This window comes from Erythrobacter insulae (genome assembly GCF_007004095.1).
Classification (GTDB): domain Bacteria; phylum Pseudomonadota; class Alphaproteobacteria; order Sphingomonadales; family Sphingomonadaceae; genus Erythrobacter; species Erythrobacter insulae.
In genome coordinates this window covers 475,908-492,094 of record NZ_VHJK01000001.1, presented here as the reverse complement: position 1 = coordinate 492,094, position 16,187 = coordinate 475,908, and the positions used below count along the sequence as shown (strand labels likewise).

Sequence of the window (16,187 nt, the reverse complement as noted above, 5' to 3'; positions counted from 1 at the left end):
AGACACCAATGCAGCGAATTTCCATGGGCAAGGCGTTGCGCAATGGGTTGAGTGACGCATAGGCCTCGACTAAAGGCATGGCTTTAATGACAGCAGCAAATTCTTCTCAGGCGCAAAACCGCTTTCCAGCGGGCCGTCTCGCATTTCCGCATCGCAATCTGACCGGCATTGGCCAGCTAGAGCGGCACGAAATCCTTTATTTGCTGGATCAGGCCGAACAATGGGTCGATCTGAACCGTCAAAGCGCCAAACATGTGGATCTGCTGGGCGGGATGACGATCATCAATGCCTTTTTCGAAAACTCGACGCGCACGCTTTTGAGTTTCGAGATCGCGGGCAAGCGTTTGGGGGCAGATGTCGTCAATATGCACGCCGCGCAAAGCTCTGTGAAAAAAGGTGAAACGCTAATCGATACAGCGATCACTCTTAACGCGATGCGCGCGGATGCGATTGTTATCCGGCACGGTTCAAGCGGCGCGACGCAGCTTATCGCGGATAAGGTGGATTGCCCCGTTTTGAACGCGGGAGACGGGCAGCACGAACATCCCACACAGGCTTTGCTGGATGCGCTGGCGCTTCGTCACAAGCTGAAAGATCGCGGCGAGACGGGTGATGATTTCACCGGCATGACGATCACCATTTGCGGCGATATCTTGCACAGCCGTGTCGCCCGGTCGAATATCCTGTGCCTTCAGGCGATGGGAGCCAGTGTGCGCGTATGTGCACCGCCAGCGTTGATGCCGACAGGGATAGAGGCGCTGGGAGCCGAGGCCTTTCACGATTTTGACGCGGCGCTTTCGGGGGCCGATGTGGTGATGATGCTGCGCCTTCAATCCGAACGGATGGCCGGTCAATTCATTCCGTCTGAACGGGAATATCATCACCTTTATGGCCTTACGAAAGCGCGGCTCGGCAAGGCTGCAGATGATGCCATCGTCATGCATCCCGGTCCGATGAATCGCGGGGTCGAGATTGATAGCGAAGTCGCTGACATGATTGATCGTTCAATCATTACGCAGCAGGTCGAAATGGGTGTCGCGATCAGAATGGCGTGTCTTGATATTCTGACCCGCACTGCGCGCGGGCAGGAGGGGTGGTCATGAAACACATTCCTGCTGTCACCATCATAAACGGGTCACTGGTTACGCCCGGCGGACTGATCAAAGGCGCGGTCCGGCTGGAGAATGGTCTTATTGCGGAGGCGGGACCTGATGTCTGTGCCCGTGATGGGGATGAGACGCTGGATGCGCGGGGCAAATTGATTGCACCTGGACTGGTCGATCTAGGGGTTTTTTCAGTCGACAAGACCGCGTTTCATTTTGGCGGGATCACGCGTGCCGCATTGATGCCTGATCAGTCGCCACCGCTCGATTATCCCAGCCGGGTGAACTTCATCGCCAAGAGCGGAAAGCCGGACCTATGGGTGCATCCTCTTGCCGCTGGGACATGCGGGCTGGAAGGTCAGCGATTGGCGGAAATCGCCTTGATGAAAGAGGCCGGCGCGCGCGGCGTCGCCACGGGCAGGCACTGGATTTCTGATAGCGGTGTTATGCTGCGATTGCTGCAATATGCCTCGATGCTCGATCTGGTTGTGGTTTCCCATCCCGAAGATGGCAATCTGACTGGAAATGCGGCCGCGAGTGCAGGCGAAATCGCTACGCGTCTGGGCCTGCCCAGCGCGCCTGCCGAGGCGGAGGCTCTGGCATTGGCGCGCGATATCGCGCTTGCTGAAATGAGCGGCGCACGCGTGCATTTTCGGCAGGTCACAACCAAGCGCGGCTTTGATCTGATGCGCGATGCAAAGGCGCGGGGGGTGAATGTCACCTGCGGCATTACGCCTGCGCATTTCATGCTTTCGGATCTTGCAACGGCCGATTTCCGCACCTTTACCCGGTTGTCGCCGCCGCTGCGCAGTGAAGCGGACCGACAGGCTACGCGCGATGCAATCGGTGAAGGCGTGGTTGATGTCATTTCAAGCGGCCACGATCCGCGCGGTCCCGAGGGCAAGAGATTGCCTTTTGCCGATGCAGAGCCCGGTATGGCAGGGGCGCAAACGCTTCTGGCGTTGACACTGGGATTGGTTCGTGACGGCGTGATCGACATGACGCGCGCTTTCCAATTGCTGGCCGCGAACCCTGCGGATCTGCTTGGTGTGAATGCGGGTGCGATTTCAGCAGGGCGTGAGGCTGATATCGCGGTGATCGATCCTGATGCGCCGTGGTTTGTTGATCGCACCAAGATGGAAGCGACCTCTGACAACACCCCGTTTGACCGTCAGGGTGTCCAGGGCCGGGTTAAGGCGCTGTTTAAAGGCGGTGTGCGGATCTAAAGCTGCCATCTGCCAACCAATACAAAAATGCCCCCGAAACTCTCGCTTCGGGGGCAGTCTTGCTAAGAATTTGGGTGTGTTTACCGGGTGCGGGCAGCGATGCGTACGCCGCGATCCACTGCGCCTTTTGGCGGGCTGGATGCCGCATAGGCGAAACAGCCCAGGCCGCTCGATTTGACAGAGCCGCACATGGTGCGCGCGCTTTTGGAAGTGAAACCGGCTGCGGCTACGCGGAAATATGTTTTGCCGTTTACCTTGGCTTCCGTGATCACGACATCATGACCCTTCAGCTCAGGATGTTTGCGCTGCATATCATCCCACTTCGCCTCAGCCACAGAGCGGGTGTTGAAACTGCCTAGCTGAACCAGATGCGTGCTGTTCATGCCTGACGCAGCGGCCATGCGGCGCTGAGATGTTTTCTGTGCGACGCGTGTTGGCGCCGGAACTGGGGCCGGCTTTGCTGACGCAGCGGGGACCTTTTGTACCATCGTGTTAGATACAAAGCGCGGGCCGGATTTGGGCGCTGGCTTGGCTGCGACGCGGGCTGCCGGCTTGGTATCGGTGACCGTTTTACCGGCTGTAGGCGATACAGGCTTGCTTTGGGTGGCCGCCAGAATTTGGGCGACAGCAGGGTCGGCTTTGCGGACCCGTTTTGGTCCTTCGGACAGTGTCGCTGCCGAGTTTGGAACGGTGGCAACGGCTGGTTTTGCCATTGCCGTTTTAACAGGTGCCTGCGCGGCTGCTTCTGCGACCATCATTTGCTGGCTTGGGAAATTGCCCAGCGCAAGGCGTTGTGGTTGGCCGCCATCGGCCCGCGGTGACACATTCAACAAGGATGCGACGCGAACTTGAAAGTCCTCAGGCTTCGACTTGGACGCCCAATCGGACAAACGGCTATCGACCTGACCGGCGGGTACATCTTCGGCGGCCATCACGCGTGCAGCGCGCCAGTTTCCGGCGAGCGCATATGTGTAAGCAAGGTTCTGACGCACTTTTGCAGTGTTCTGACCGCCGCGCAGTGTGTTGGTAAGCACATGGACGCCGCGCTCAGGCTTTCCAGCGAGCGCGATCGCCAGACCGTAATCGGCGGGATTGATTGCGCTTTCCCACTCGCCAAGTTTTTGCAGGGCGGCATTGTTGTCACCCATAGCGACCTTTGCCAGCGCATAGCTTAGCACGGTGCGGGAATCTTCGTCGCCCAGTTCCATCGCATCTTCAAAACTGGTTGCTGCCGATTGGAAACGGCCTGCTTCAAGATATGCAGCGCCCAGCATGGCGCGGAAACCGGAATTGCGCGGTTCGGCATAAACAGCCTCCTCGGCAAAGCCGATCGCTTTATCGACCTGACCTTTTTCAAGCGCGACTTGCGCTTTGGTGAAAGACGACGCAGCCGGCGGCGCAGAAGACGTGGTGCAACCGGAAAGCGCAACGCTTGCAAGCGCTGTTGTCACGACAAGCGCCAATTTTGGCGCGTTCACGCGGCTCTTGGTGATGCTTTGAGTTGTGTTGGCCATGATTCTGTTTCCCTGTGCCGTATCGCTCAATTGCGTTTCATGCGCTCGGCGAGCGCATCTAGTTCTTGAAATTCGGTAAGCATGGCGTCGAGCGCTTCGGTTACGAGCGCTTGCGCACTGATGCCCTTGATCGTCGATGCAAGCCGCAGCTTGAGGTGACGTTCCGGATCAAGGCGCAGCGTAAAGGCTGCGCGTCTGCCAGACGTTTTGGCTTTCTTGATCGTGCGAGCTGCCCGGTTTGCGGTCTGCTCGGCAATCTTTTCACTGGTTGGCATCGCCGCCTGGGCGAGTACCCGTTCGGAAAGGTCTTTTTGCTGGCGGCAGACAATCGGGCTGGGGGCCTCGATGATGTCCTCATTCGCCGCGCTGGCAGTGATGGAAACCACCTCAGCACCGCGGTCTGGGCCATGGTTTGTCGCAGTGTTCCGCGGCGTCTCGGCGTTTTCACCGCCCATATCGTTCCAGCCCAGATCTTCGAGCTGTTCGTCCGCCATCGCTGCCATCTCCGCCGGATCGTTGGGGAGCGGTGCGAGCTGCGGGCGCATGGCAGGCTTCGCCCCGCCCTTGCGAGCGAGCAGAGCCGGATTCAAAGAGGCAAAGCTAGCTTCTGACATGGTCCAATCAGCCTTTTACTGAGCAACCCGGCGGCCGAAGCTACCACCTGCACGCGCGGTGTTGGCCTGCGGCTGACCGCCACCCGGAGGCGCGGCAAACACAGTCCGGCGGAAATTCTTTTCGAGGCGGTCCGAAATATACTTCCACAATGCAGTCATTTCGGCAGCGCTTCGGCCTTCTGGCTCCACTTCCATCACGGTGCGGCCATCGATCATCGAGGCTGCAAAGTCCGTGCGATGGTGCAACGTGATCGGTGCAACAGTGCCGTGCTGCGATAGCGCGACGGCGGCTTCCGATGTGATTTTTGCTTTCGGGGTGGCACCATTGACGACGAAGACCAGCGGTTTGCCAGCGCGTTCGCACAGATCAACGGTGGCACCGACCGCGCGCAAATCATGCGGGCTGGGGCGGGTCGGCACTACGATCAATTCTGCAACTCCGATCACCGACTGAATAGCCATGGTGATCGCAGGCGGCGTATCGATGACAGCCAGTTTGAAACCTTGTTGACGAAGAACCGCAAGGTCATTGGCCAGCCGGGATACAGTGGTCTGTGCAAAGGCCGGATATTCCGCCTCGCGTTCATTCCACCAATCGGCCAGCGATCCTTGCGGGTCGATGTCTATAAGTACCACCGGGCCAGCGCCTGCGCGCTGAGCCTGGACGGCCAGATGTCCGGAAAGGGTTGTTTTCCCTGATCCGCCTTTCTGCGATGCCAAAGCAAGTACACGCAACGTCTGGGTCCCCCTGATTGTGACCAATGGTGTCGCTCAAATGCGACCGAGTGACCTTGAGATCGCAGACTACCCCTAATTTTAGGTTAATGGACGAAGATCTAAACCGGATTGCGCGCGTCACAAGGCAGGCAACGAAATCCTAACTCTTGATTCACTATAGCGGCTGCCAATAGACATAAGTGCCGCGCCGCGCCGAGCGGCCGGCTGTAATCAAGGAGCGTAAGCACATGGCAAACCGCATCACCCGACCATCCCGTTTTATTCGCCGCGCTGGCCTTGTCGTGGCGGCTGGGCTGGCGTCCATGGCTGCACCGGCCTTTGCCGATGTTAAAGCGGGTGTGGAAGCGTGGAGCGCCGGTCAATATGGCCGCGCGGTATCCGAATGGAGAGGGCCAGCCGAAAACGGCGATGCCGATGCGCTGTTTAACTTGGCGCAGGCCTATCGATTGGGCCGCGGCGTGCCAGCCGATGTGGAGCGCGCCAAAGAATTGTATGCCGAGGCCGCACAGAAAGGCCATGTGAAGGCGGCTGATAATTACGGCCTGCTGCTTTTCCAACAAGGCCAGCAGGTTGATGCGATGCCGCTGATCCGGGCTGCTGCGGAGCGCGGTGATCCGCGCGCGCAATACGTGTTGGGCCTTGCCCATTTCAACGCCGACTATGCCGAAAAAGACTGGGTGCGGGCCTATGCCTTGCTGAGCCTTGCACAATCGGCAGGCCTGCCGCAGGCGTCAAAGGCTCTTGGTCAGATGGACCAGTTTATCCCTGTCGAAGATCGCCAGGGCGCGCAATCGCTTGCACGCGAAATTGAAGCAGAGGCAGGCAATCGCCGCGCTGCCGAGCTGGCGGCTGTCGATCTTAACACCAGCCGCCCGATCACGCCGCGGGTGGCCCCTTCTGTGGCTTCACCTGTACCCACACCGCGCGCGCCGGCGCCCCGCTTGGCAGCAGCAGCGCCGCCCGAACCACCTGTTCGCGCTGTGAACAATCAGCCCGCAGCCACTGGCGGCAAATGGAAAGTGCAACTCGGTGCATTCGGCGTGCCGAGCAATGCCGATCGGCTCTGGTCGAAATTGTCGCGCAATCCTGCGCTTTCGGGAACACGCAAAGTGTTGGTGCCCGGCGGCAAAGTCACGCGGTTGCAAGCCGCAGGGTTTGCAACCCGCGCCGATGCCCAAGCGGCCTGTGCGCAGCTTAAGGCTCAGGGCCAGGGCTGTATGGTGACTTCAGGTTAGACTGGCGGGTTTGCGCGTTCTAGTGATATTCTGCTTTCCCTGAACCGATCCCCTGCTAGTCTTGCGGCGGGATCAATCGGGGGAAAGCATGACTGATATAGCGGACGAACATACCGGCGTAGAGCAGATCGCGCCGACTGCCCCCGGCGAGCGTATCCTCAGCCTCGATTTTATTCGCGGCATTGCGGTCATGGGTATTCTGGCGGCGAATATCGTCGCGTTTGGTCAGCCATTTGCAGCCTACATGTATCCGGCAGCGTTTCTGACCGAGCACGGCGAGACTTCCGACTGGCTCTTGATCGCGCAATTTGTGCTGATCGACAACAAGATGCGCGGATTGTTTACGCTGCTGTTCGGTGCCGGACTGTATCTTTTTATGGAGCGTACATGGTCACGCGGCGGAACCCGCTGGCGGCAGATGTGGCGATTGTTTGTGCTGCTGATTTTTGGCCTGATCCATTTCTTCTTCATTTGGTACGGAGATATCCTGCTCTATTATGCCTTGCTCGGCTTTTTGATCGTGCCTTGCTTGAAATGGACCGCAAAAACCCAGCTTGTGACCGGTCTGCTCGGGTATCTTGTGGGTGCAATTTTGTATGCAGCGATGCTGACGCTGCCTTACCTCGCGGCTGAGACCAGCATGGGTGAAAGCGGACCTTTCACAGAAATGCGCCAAGGCACTCTGGACGCTGTTCAGGTGGCTTTGAAAGATGGCGAGGTGGAAACCGCTTTGATCAAATCGGGCGATTTTGCAGGGCAAATCGGCCACCGGTTCAGCGAGCACTGGGCTGATCCGCTCGGGAACGTCATGCTCTTCTCGTTGGAAACGCTGCCACTGATGATGCTGGGCGTTGCACTTTACAGGTTTGGTTTTTTCAGCGGAGGTTTTGCGTCGCGAAAGATGCGGATGTGGGGCTGGATTGGTGTCTCGATCGGATCTGCGTGGTTCCTTGCGCTGGGCATATGGCTCAAATCCGTCGGTTTCAGCTATTACGCGATGCTTGCCGCGTTTGTCGGGTGGAGCGCCATTCCGCAATTGATGATGGTTGTCGGTCTGGCGGCGCTGATGGTGGAATATTCTCCGGGCTGGACCGGCTGGTTTGCCGAACGGGTCAGGGCGGCAGGCCGCGCAGCCTTTACCAATTATCTCGGCACTTCGATTGTGATGCTGTTTGTGTTCCAGGCATGGGGGCTGGGGCTGTTCGGACAGCTTAACCGGCCGCAGCTCTATATCGTCACTCTGCTGGCGTGGGGATTGATGCTGTTATGGTCAAAGCCGTGGCTCGACCGGTACCGTTACGGACCGCTTGAATGGCTATGGCGCTGCATGACGTATGGGAAAATATTCCCTCTGAAGCGCTAAATGTCTTGCTATTGATAATAATTCGCATAAATTGCTTTTTGCAAACGCTTCGCAGGAGTGATTCTTTAAGCCAATGTATATTTGCATATGCAACGCAATCCGGGAAACGGACCTACGCAAAGCCGCTTTGACGAGCGGCGGTGACGCTGAAACGACCTATGCGTGCCTGGGCAAACGTCCCAATTGCGGGCAATGCCTTGGAAAAGCGGGCGAAATCATCGATCAGGAACGGGCGCTGGCAGGTCAGCATGCATCTTGCGAGAAAGTCGCAGTATAAGTTGCGAAAGCGTTATTGCGAACTGATCGCAAGTACCTGATTTTTAACGAAAAAATTGAAACGTGGCCTTGCAAGAGCGGGGGAGAGGGCGCATATAGTGCGTGCTCAATTCAACACCGCCGTGCCTTTGCGCGGCCATAGTCCAAGGAATGCAACGCCATGAAGGGCGATCCCAAAGTTATCGAATTTCTGAACAAGGCGCTCACCAACGAGCTGACCGCGATCAACCAATATTGGCTGCATTACCGCGTGCTCGATGATTGGGGCCTGACGAAGCTCGCCGAATATGAGCGTAAGGAATCGATTGAGGAAATGGAGCATGCAGACAAGCTTGCTGCGCGTGTCCTGTTCCTTAATGGTCTGCCCAATTTTCAGGCGATCCATAATCTGCGCGTCGGCGAGAATGTCGAAGAGCTTTTGAAAGCCGATCTTGCGCTGGAAGGCGATGCAATTCCGCTGCTGCGCGATGCGGTCGAATATTGTGAAAGTGTGCGTGACTATGTCAGCCGTGACCTGTTCGCACACATCCTCGACAACGAGGAAGAGCATGTCGACTTTCTCGAAACGCAGTTCGACATGATCGAGAAAATGGGCCTGCAAAATTACGTACAACTGCAAAGCAAGGCCGCAGGCGAAGAGTAAGTCAGGCTTCTTCTTCCGGGCCGTTCGGCCTTTGGGAGGGCTTTTGAAAATCTGTTGGGGCGGGCTTTCTTATGGGGAGTTCGCCCCTTCGCTTTCAGCGCGAAAGGCAGGCCAGATTGCGCGCGGTCACACCGCTTTCGTGTGATCTGGACCGGTAGCGGCCAGCAAAGTTTCGCGCAGGAAGTGATACAGCGCGGTGATCAACAAGGCCATCGTTACGACCCACAAGAACACCACGAGGGTCCCGATACGCGTATGGATATACACCGATACGAACAGCACCGCGATTACCACACTGATGATGCCAGCCGCCGCAGTTGCCAGCATTATCGCCCGTCTCGCAAACAACCGTCGCTTGCGCAGCCAGACAATCTCGCTTGAGAATTTGTCGATTACCTGATCCGTTTCCTGATCCATCAGACGTTCAATCCGGCCAGCGATCCAATTGAGCCGGGTGACCATCACATTCATGATGCTACCGATGCCGACCAGCAGGAAAGCCGGGGCAAGGCTGAGCTGAACTGCGCGAAGGACGTCGGGTGTGCTGGATGTTCGCTCGATAATCTCGGCGGCAAAATCAGTCGCGGCGAAAAGATCGAGCATCACGTCCTGTTTGATCCACCGCTGAAATTGCCGCCTCCGCCGCGATTGGCATTGTACGGGTTTTTCGGACTTTTCAAAGTAACGCGGACCGGCACAGCGTCAAAGCCTAACTTCGCGCGGATGCCGTTCACCAGATAGCGTTCATAGCTTTTTGGCAAATCGTCGAGACGCGTCCCGAAGATGACAAAGCGCGGCGGACGCGTGCCTGCCTGAGTGATATAGCGCAGCTTGATCCGGCGGCCGCCCGGCGCAGGGGGCGGATTTGCGTCCAGAGCATCGTCAAACCACCGATTTAACGCCGCTGTCGGAACCCGTTTTGACCAGCTTTCGCGGATCTCAAACGCGGCGCGCAGCATCGTATCAAGCCCTTTGCCGTTCTTGGCACTGACTGCGAAGAGCGGCAGTCCGCGAACCTGCGCGAGGCCATCATCCAACGCCCCGCGAATTCCATTGAACAGGCCCGAAGGCGTATCGGTCCCGATCTGGCCAGCGACGTCCCATTTGTTGATCGCGATCATGAGAGCGCGCCCTTCTTCAAGAACGTGACTGGCGATCTTGAGGTCTTGATGCTCCAGACCCTGAGTCGCATCGAGCAAAAGAATCACGACTTCGGCAAAATCGACCGCGCGGCGCGCGTCGGCAACCGAAAGCTTCTCCAGCTTTTCCGTTACATTGCGCTTTTTACGCATTCCGGCGGTGTCGATCAGACGGATTTCACGAACACCGTCATCATCAGGCCCGGCCTTGGGATCGGTCCATTGCCAGTCAATCGCAATCGAATCGCGTGTGATCCCGGCTTCGGGACCGGTTAACAGGCGGTCTTCGCCAAGCAGGCGATTGATCAGCGTGGATTTGCCCGCATTCGGCCGCCCGACAATCGCGAGTTTCAGCGGTCCCAGCGGCGCGTCTTCGTCAAGTTCATCCTGAAGCTCAGCTGCGGCCTCTGCCGCGTCGGCTTTCTCGCCAATAATTGGCCAAAGCGCGCTGAACAAATCGGCAATGCCTTCGCCGTGTTCTGCCGACAGCGGGACTGGATCGCCAAGGCCGAGGGAATAGGATTCCAGAATGCCCGATTCCCCGGCGGAGCCTTCGGCCTTGTTGGCGACGACCACGATGGGAACATCGTTCTCGCGCAGATATCGGCCAATCTCTTCGTCAAGCGGGGTCAGGCCAACGCGCGAATCGATAACGAACATCGCGGCGTCTGCGCCTTCAAGGCTGGCTTCGGTTTGCTTGCGCATCCGGCCCGGCAGAGTGAGCTCGTCCTCATCCTCCCATCCGGCGGTATCGACGACTGTAAATTGCAGTCCCGCAATTTCAGCATCGCCCATCCGGCGGTCACGCGTGACGCCGGGCTGGTCATCCACCAACGCAAGCTTTTTGCCGACGAGCCGATTGAATAGCGTCGACTTGCCCACATTGGGACGTCCGATGATGATGACCTGAGGTTTCATAGAGCGCATCAAGTGGCCCCTATCCTGCCACTTGGCAAGGAAAGGGCGCGTCTAACCTTTTTTGGCGATGGGCGGATTGTCGCCCAGATCTTCAAACCAGGCTTCGACCGGGCCTGTCAGTTTGATCGTGAGCGGCTGGCCCTTGCGGTCCATCGTTTTGCCGGCCTGAACGCGAACCCAGCCTTCGGAGATCGAGTATTCCTCAATGTCGGTGCGCACGCGCTCTTTAAACCGGATGCCCACGCCGCGTTGCAGCGCCTCGGCGTCAAAGGCCGGATTGCGCGGATTGACCGACAGGTGGTCTGGCGGAACGTCGTTACCGGATGGTTCTGGTGTGTTTTCTTCAGTCATAAGCGGCCCATTAGTCTGCTCGGCACTGCGAAACAAGCATCCAATCACAAGCCTGTGCTTGCCCTTTTGTTCAACCGGATATACAGGCCAGCCCAGATGCGCGCGGGAGACTCTTGGTTTTCCGCGCGGCTTCGTCTGGGAATGCGGGCGTGGCGGAATTGGTAGACGCGCTGGTTTTAGGTACCAGTATCGTAAGATGTGGGGGTTCGAGTCCCTTCGCCCGCACCAATGACTCGCCCCGGACCTCGGATGAAAGCAGAAACGCAAACTATTCTGGCTCAAGAAGGCTTTAGTAAAAACCTCATGCAAACTAAGCAGACAACCAACGAAGGCCTAAAGCGCGCCTACACCGTCACCATCACCGCTGATGAAATCAGCGCCAAGATTGATGCCGAGATCAAACGGATCGCTCCGCAGGTCCAGATGCCGGGTTTCCGCCCGGGCAAGGTGCCGGCCAATCTCGTCAAGAAAATGCACGGCGAACAGATCCACGCGCAGACCGTCAATGATGTGATCCGCGAATCGGTCGACAAACTGATGAAGGACGAAGAGCTGCGTCCCGCAATGCAGCCGTCCATTTCGCTTGGCGAAGGCTATGACGAAGGCAAAGACGCCGAAATCACCGTCGAGCTTGAAGTTCTGCCAAAGATCGACGTTCCTGAAACAGACGGTCTGAAGCTTGAAAAGCTGGTCGTGCCAGTGGCCGATGAGCAGATCGACGAAGCAATTCAGAACATCGCCGGTCAAAACAAGAGCTATAAGGACGCAGCCAAAACCAAAAAAGCTGCCGACGGCAACCAGCTGATCATCGATTTTGTCGGCAAGCTTGACGGTGAAGAATTTGAAGGCGGCAAAGCTGAAGACGCCGCTCTGGTAATCGGGTCGGGCACTTTCATTCCGGGTTTCGAAGAGCAATTGGTCGGCGTGAAGACCGGTGATGAGAAAACAATCACCGTGACATTCCCTGAAGAATATCAGGCCGAGCATCTCGCCGGTAAGGAAGCGACCTTTGATGTCACCGTGAAAGCGGTGAAGGTGGAAACCGACACCAAGATCGACGATGAATTCGCCAAGCAACTCGGCCTCGACAGCATCGACAAGCTGAAAGAGATCATGAAGGGTCAGCTGGAACAGCAAACCGCCGGTCTGACGCGCACGCAAATGAAGCGGTCGCTACTGGATCAACTGGCCGCTGGTCATGATTTTGAGGTTCCGGCCACGATGGTCGATGCCGAATTCGAACAGATCTGGGCTCAGCTGCAGCAGGAGGCCTCTAACGAGGAGAACCCTGAAGAGGCTTTGAAGCAGATCGAAGACGAAAAAGACGATTACCGTTCAATTGCCGAACGCCGCGTGCGTTTGGGCCTGTTGCTGTCTGAAATTGGCCAAGCCAATGGTGTTGAGGTGTCTGCGCAGGAAATGCAGATGCTGATCCAGCAAGCTGCGCAGCAATATCGCGAAGAAGATCGTGAACGTTTCGTGCAGTATGTACAGCAAGAGCCTATGGCCGCAGCCCAGCTGCGCGCGCCGCTTTACGAAGACAAGGTTGTTGATTTCCTGTTCGATAAAGCAGACGTGACCGAGCGCGAAGTTACGCAGGAAGAGCTGCAAGCGGCGATTGAAGCCGAAGATGAAGCCGAAGCGGCAAAAGCCAAGGCCGCACCAAAGAAGAAAGCGCCGGCAAAGAAGGCCGCAGCCAAGAAAGCCCCGGCCAAGAAAGCTCCAGCCAAGAAGGCCAGTGCTGAAAAAGCGGCAGATGAAAAGCCAGCAGCAAAGCCAGCAGCAAAGAAGGCCGCGGCCAAGAAACCTGTAGCCAAGAAAGCGCCTGCTAAAAAGCCAGCCGCCAAGAAACCCGCTGCGAAGAAAGCTCCGGCCAAGAAAGCCGATTAAACCGGCTTTGGCATAAACCCAAAATCAACGGGCTGCGCTTTGTGAAAAGCGCAGCCCGTTTTGTTTGAAGCCCGTTTGAAGCCTGGTTTATTCGCGATCCTCTGACCAGCGTTTAAACGATGGGGTGGGCAGAGCGGCACTGCGCGCTCGTTCATAAGCGGCGCCTGCCTTTAACACGGCGTGATCTTCCCACTTGGCTCCGAAAAAGCTGATGCCTACTGGCAATCCTTCAATCGCGCCCATCGGTACGGTGAGGTGCGGGTATCCCGCGATGGCGGCGGGTGATCCGAAGCCGATTGATCCATTGAAATTGTCGCCGACGATCAGATCGCTCACCCATGACGGACCCCGTGTGGGGGACACGAGAAATTCGACATCGTTATCAGCCAGCAGCACGTCGAGCGTTTCCTCACCCGCGATCCGTACAGCGTTTTTGCGCGCCTTTTCATACGCCTCGCGATCTTTGGTGTTTTCGGCCGTTTCAAACGTGCTCTGATCGAACCAGCGCATCTCTGTCTCTGCGTTGGCTTCGTTAAACGCGATCAAATCAGCCAGACTGCGCGGAGTTTTGCCTTCTGCAAAGGCCGGGATGGAAGACAGGTATTTCCCCATTTCATCACGCAATTCAAACATCAGCACCGTAAAACTGTCGTTGAACATCTGCGTATCGATTTCAAAATCGATATCGACGAGGATCGCGCCAGCCCGTTCAAGATCAGCCAGAGATTGTTCGAACAATTCGGTCACGTCGGCGCGGTTACCAATCTGGTTGCGCATGACTCCGATCCGTACGCCTTCCAAAGAATATTCATCGAGGCCCGCAGCATAATTGGTGCTGCGTTTTGCGCTTAAAGTGGCGCTGTCCGCCGGATCTGCTCCGGCAATCGCCGTAAGCAGCAAAGCCGCATCCGCGACCGTCTTTGTCATCGGGCCAGCGGTATCCTGAGTGCTCGAAATCGGCACAACATGGGTCCGGCTGACTACGCCAACGCTCGGTTTGAAGCCTACGACACCGTTGATCGCGGCGGGGCAGGTTATCGATCCGTTGGTTTCTGTGCCGATCGCGCCCCATGCAAAGCCAGCTGCAACCGCAGAACCGCTTCCAGAGGAAGACCCGCACGAATTGCGATCAATCGCATGTGGGTTGCGTGTCAGGCCGCCGATTGCGCTCCATCCGCTGGTGGAATTGTTCGACCGGATATTGGCCCATTCGGACAAGTTCGCCTTTCCGAGCATAACCCCGCCATTGCGGCGCAGATTGGCAATCAAAGGCGCATCGCGCCCGGTCATATTGTCTTTGAGAGCAAGGCTGCCGGCGGTTGTTGGCAATTCGCGCGTTTCGATATTGTCTTTTACCAAAACGGTCCGCCCGCGCAGCAGCGTGCGGGTCTGAGCGGCATTGCGCGTGTCTTGCTGCCAATTCGGGTTGAGCGCGATCACAGCATTCAGACCGTCCGGACCGCTATTATACTGCTCTATGCGCCGGACTGCATCCATCGCCATCACTTCCGCTTCGGATTGAGGCCGCGATGATTGCGCCGCATTTGCCGGATTGATCTTTCCAACCATCGGAGTGCTTGGCGTATTTGCCGCGCTGTCTTGCGATAAAGCGGGGCTGGTTAAAGCAGCAAGGGCAATGGCACTTGCGGAAAGGCTGGCGGCGAAAAACGGTGATCTGTGTGTTGTCATGGCCAATGTATCGCGCCTTCCCCGATCACGCGCAAGAGGCAGTGAATCGGTTGGTAACCATTTGGAAGGGCTGCGTCTCAATAATAGACGCACGAATTCCTGCCATTGAAGCTGGTGAGGTGCTGCGCAAAGCAACACCATACCGCCGAACCTTAATTCAGCGGGCCCCGCTCATTGGCCCTAGTTAATTGGAAGCCCATGCAAAACACGATCAAATCGCCGCCTGCACGAAAACACTATCACGATATTGATGGTGCGCGTTCGGTATTGATGTTTCTGTCGGTCGCGCTGCACGCGGGGACGGTGTACGCGCCCGCTCGCCCGTGGATCACGGGTAACACCGACCGGGCAGATTTCTTCGATTGGCTGATTTTCGGGTTTCACCTGTTTGTTACGCCGACATTTTTCTTTGTCGGCGGGTTCTTCGCGGTGCTGCTACTGACCCGGCGTGCAGCGGGAGATTTCATTGCGAACAGATTGCTTCGTACTGCAGTCCCGCTGGTTGCGATTGCGCTTACATTCAACATGATCGAACATTATCTGCGCTGGCTTGATACCGGCGGTCAGGGGTCGATGATCGAATGGGCAGGCAGCCCTGCGTTCATAGAGATCTGGGCCAATGGCACCTGGCAATTGCACCTGTGGTTTCTTGTCAGCTTGCTGCCGATGTTCCTGTTGGCGGTGACAGTGCATTCGATCCTGCCAAAGACTTCGCGTTTGCGCACTTTGGCGGTGCAATTTTCGAATCGCACGGCAGGCTGGATTTCCGGCAGCCTCGCATTCGCCTTTGCACTGTTGATCTTTGCGCTGGTCAACACGGCCAATTATTCTGCCGCTGCTTTGGTCCCCGGCGGATACGACCTGATCTTTCCGGGTTTTCAAAGCTGGTACAAACTGGCGTCTGAATTCCCGTTCTTTGTGATGGGCGTTATGGCGGCGCTTTCCCCGCGTTTGCTCAATGCCTTGTTCGAATGGCGCTGGTGGATGCCTTATGCCGCCGCATCTGCGCTGTTTTTCCAGCCCTATCCCGACCCCTCACAAACTTTCGAAGTCGGGCTTGCCATGCTGTTCGCGAACCAACTGGCGATTTGGACAATCGTGCTGTTCATCCTGCAATTCTTCCATCGCTTTTTCAGCGAGGGCGGGCAGCGCACGAGGTGGCTCGCCGATTGCGCGCTGTCGATGTATCTGTTCCACCACTGCTTTGTGTATATTTACGGGAGGATGCTGACTGCTGTCGAATGGCCGATCGTGGTTGAATTTACGGTTCTGACTGTCGCCGCTGCGGTTACAGTGATCGCCATTCACGAAGGGCTGGTCCGTCGTTTCGCGCTTGTCCGGCTGTTGTTCAACGGCAAGACCGATATCGAAGCGATCAAGAAACAGCCCGGCTTTCTGGCAGCGTTTGGCAAAGTTCAGAAAACCTCTAAAGGTTCGCAGCAAGCGGGTGCGATTGGCTCCAAAGGGTCGCTTTCCCCCAGATGATTG

At 57.1% G+C, this 16,187-nt stretch carries 15 protein-coding genes and 1 tRNA gene; 9 read left to right on the top strand and 7 right to left on the bottom strand.

The annotated features are described in order from the left end of the window. Positions 1-77: 77 nt before the first annotated feature. Complete coding sequence (locus tag FGU71_RS02415; protein ID WP_407644390.1) at positions 78-1,103, top strand: aspartate carbamoyltransferase catalytic subunit; 1,026 nt, start codon at positions 78-80, stop codon at positions 1,101-1,103. Continuing rightward, on the top strand, positions 1,100-2,329 hold the full coding sequence (locus tag FGU71_RS02410; RefSeq protein ID WP_142787092.1) for a dihydroorotase: 1,230 nt from the start codon (positions 1,100-1,102) through the stop codon (positions 2,327-2,329). The genes FGU71_RS02415 and FGU71_RS02410 overlap by 4 nt, the downstream gene beginning before the upstream one ends. 80 nt (positions 2,330-2,409) lie before the next feature. On the opposite strand, the gene FGU71_RS02405 is transcribed toward FGU71_RS02410, so the two are convergent. Genes FGU71_RS02405 through FGU71_RS02395 form a run of 3 tightly spaced genes read right to left on the bottom strand, consistent with a single transcriptional unit; the run spans position 2,410 to position 5,192 of the window. Beyond that, a complete protein-coding gene (locus tag FGU71_RS02405; protein WP_142787091.1) occupies positions 2,410-3,843 on the bottom strand; it encodes an SPOR domain-containing protein in 1,434 nt (477 codons plus the stop codon). Between the two features lie 26 nt (positions 3,844-3,869). Beyond that, positions 3,870-4,457, bottom strand: coding sequence for a hypothetical protein (locus tag FGU71_RS02400; RefSeq protein WP_142787090.1), 588 nt, complete (start codon positions 4,455-4,457; stop codon positions 3,870-3,872). Positions 4,458-4,472: 15 nt separating this feature from the next. After that, complete coding sequence (locus tag FGU71_RS02395; RefSeq protein ID WP_142787089.1) at positions 4,473-5,192, bottom strand: ParA family protein; 720 nt, start codon at positions 5,190-5,192, stop codon at positions 4,473-4,475. A gap of 230 nt (positions 5,193-5,422) precedes the next feature. Between FGU71_RS02395 and FGU71_RS02390 the strand changes: the two genes are divergently transcribed. From FGU71_RS02390 to bfr, 4 genes are all read left to right on the top strand, one after another. Continuing rightward, positions 5,423-6,430, top strand: coding sequence for an SPOR domain-containing protein (locus FGU71_RS02390; protein ID WP_234035602.1), 1,008 nt, complete (start codon positions 5,423-5,425; stop codon positions 6,428-6,430). A gap of 88 nt (positions 6,431-6,518) precedes the next feature. Then, positions 6,519-7,793, top strand: coding sequence for a DUF418 domain-containing protein (locus tag FGU71_RS02385; protein ID WP_234035601.1), 1,275 nt, complete (start codon positions 6,519-6,521; stop codon positions 7,791-7,793). 73 nt (positions 7,794-7,866) lie between these two features. Continuing rightward, entirely contained in the window at positions 7,867-8,070 is a 204-nt protein-coding gene (locus tag FGU71_RS02380; RefSeq protein ID WP_142787088.1) for a (2Fe-2S)-binding protein, read from the top strand. A 159-nt stretch (positions 8,071-8,229) separates the two neighbouring features. Continuing rightward, a complete protein-coding gene (gene bfr, locus FGU71_RS02375) occupies positions 8,230-8,712 on the top strand; it encodes a bacterioferritin (protein WP_142787087.1) in 483 nt (160 codons plus the stop codon). 126 nt (positions 8,713-8,838) lie between these two features. Here the strand turns inward: bfr and FGU71_RS02370 are convergent, their stop codons facing one another. From FGU71_RS02370 to FGU71_RS02360, 3 genes are read right to left on the bottom strand one after another with little or no spacing between them, the layout of a single operon-like run. Then, a complete protein-coding gene (locus FGU71_RS02370; RefSeq protein WP_142787086.1) occupies positions 8,839-9,315 on the bottom strand; it encodes a DUF2721 domain-containing protein in 477 nt (158 codons plus the stop codon). Continuing rightward, the gene (gene der, locus FGU71_RS02365; protein ID WP_142787085.1) at positions 9,315-10,769 is read right to left on the bottom strand and encodes a ribosome biogenesis GTPase Der; all 1,455 of its coding nucleotides are present in this window, start codon (positions 10,767-10,769) and stop codon (positions 9,315-9,317) included. Before der ends, FGU71_RS02370 begins: the two co-directional genes overlap by 1 nt. A gap of 51 nt (positions 10,770-10,820) precedes the next feature. Beyond that, positions 10,821-11,120, bottom strand: coding sequence for a DUF3297 family protein (locus tag FGU71_RS02360; protein ID WP_142787084.1), 300 nt, complete (start codon positions 11,118-11,120; stop codon positions 10,821-10,823). Positions 11,121-11,263: 143 nt separating this feature from the next. Here FGU71_RS02360 and FGU71_RS02355 point away from each other — a divergent pair. Continuing rightward, positions 11,264-11,348, top strand: a tRNA-Leu gene (locus tag FGU71_RS02355). 75 nt (positions 11,349-11,423) lie between these two features. Beyond that, positions 11,424-13,010, top strand: a complete 1,587-nt coding sequence (gene tig / locus FGU71_RS02350; RefSeq protein WP_142787083.1) for a trigger factor — start codon at positions 11,424-11,426, stop codon at positions 13,008-13,010. Positions 13,011-13,097: 87 nt separating this feature from the next. On the opposite strand, the gene FGU71_RS02345 is transcribed toward tig, so the two are convergent. Then, positions 13,098-14,699, bottom strand: a complete 1,602-nt coding sequence (locus tag FGU71_RS02345) for an amidase (RefSeq protein ID WP_142787082.1) — start codon at positions 14,697-14,699, stop codon at positions 13,098-13,100. 198 nt (positions 14,700-14,897) lie between these two features. On the opposite strand from FGU71_RS02345, the gene FGU71_RS02340 reads away from it, so the two are divergent. Beyond that, positions 14,898-16,184 (top strand): acyltransferase family protein, encoded by a 1,287-nt coding sequence (locus FGU71_RS02340; RefSeq protein WP_142787081.1) that lies wholly within the window; start codon positions 14,898-14,900, stop codon positions 16,182-16,184. The last annotated feature ends 3 nt before the right edge of the window (positions 16,185-16,187 follow it).

Excerpts from the sequence above, each read along its gene's own strand:
- FGU71_RS02340 (WP_142787081.1), top strand. The coding sequence starts at position 14,898 with ATGCAAAACACGATCAAATCGCCGCCTGCACGAAAACACTATCACGAT.
- FGU71_RS02400 (WP_142787090.1), bottom strand. The coding sequence starts at position 4,457 with ATGTCAGAAGCTAGCTTTGCCTCTTTGAATCCGGCTCTGCTCGCTCGC.
- FGU71_RS02415 (WP_407644390.1), top strand. The coding sequence starts at position 78 with ATGGCTTTAATGACAGCAGCAAATTCTTCTCAGGCGCAAAACCGCTTT.
- tig (WP_142787083.1), top strand. The coding sequence starts at position 11,424 with ATGCAAACTAAGCAGACAACCAACGAAGGCCTAAAGCGCGCCTACACC.
- FGU71_RS02405 (WP_142787091.1), bottom strand. The coding sequence starts at position 3,843 with ATGGCCAACACAACTCAAAGCATCACCAAGAGCCGCGTGAACGCGCCA.
- der (WP_142787085.1), bottom strand. The coding sequence starts at position 10,769 with ATGAAACCTCAGGTCATCATCATCGGACGTCCCAATGTGGGCAAGTCG.
- bfr (WP_142787087.1), top strand. The coding sequence starts at position 8,230 with ATGAAGGGCGATCCCAAAGTTATCGAATTTCTGAACAAGGCGCTCACC.
- FGU71_RS02370 (WP_142787086.1), bottom strand. The coding sequence starts at position 9,315 with ATGCTCGATCTTTTCGCCGCGACTGATTTTGCCGCCGAGATTATCGAG.
- FGU71_RS02390 (WP_234035602.1), top strand. The coding sequence starts at position 5,423 with ATGGCAAACCGCATCACCCGACCATCCCGTTTTATTCGCCGCGCTGGC.
- FGU71_RS02360 (WP_142787084.1), bottom strand. The coding sequence starts at position 11,120 with ATGACTGAAGAAAACACACCAGAACCATCCGGTAACGACGTTCCGCCA.
- FGU71_RS02410 (WP_142787092.1), top strand. The coding sequence starts at position 1,100 with ATGAAACACATTCCTGCTGTCACCATCATAAACGGGTCACTGGTTACG.
- FGU71_RS02385 (WP_234035601.1), top strand. The coding sequence starts at position 6,519 with ATGACTGATATAGCGGACGAACATACCGGCGTAGAGCAGATCGCGCCG.
- FGU71_RS02380 (WP_142787088.1), top strand. The coding sequence starts at position 7,867 with ATGTATATTTGCATATGCAACGCAATCCGGGAAACGGACCTACGCAAA.
- FGU71_RS02345 (WP_142787082.1), bottom strand. The coding sequence starts at position 14,699 with ATGACAACACACAGATCACCGTTTTTCGCCGCCAGCCTTTCCGCAAGT.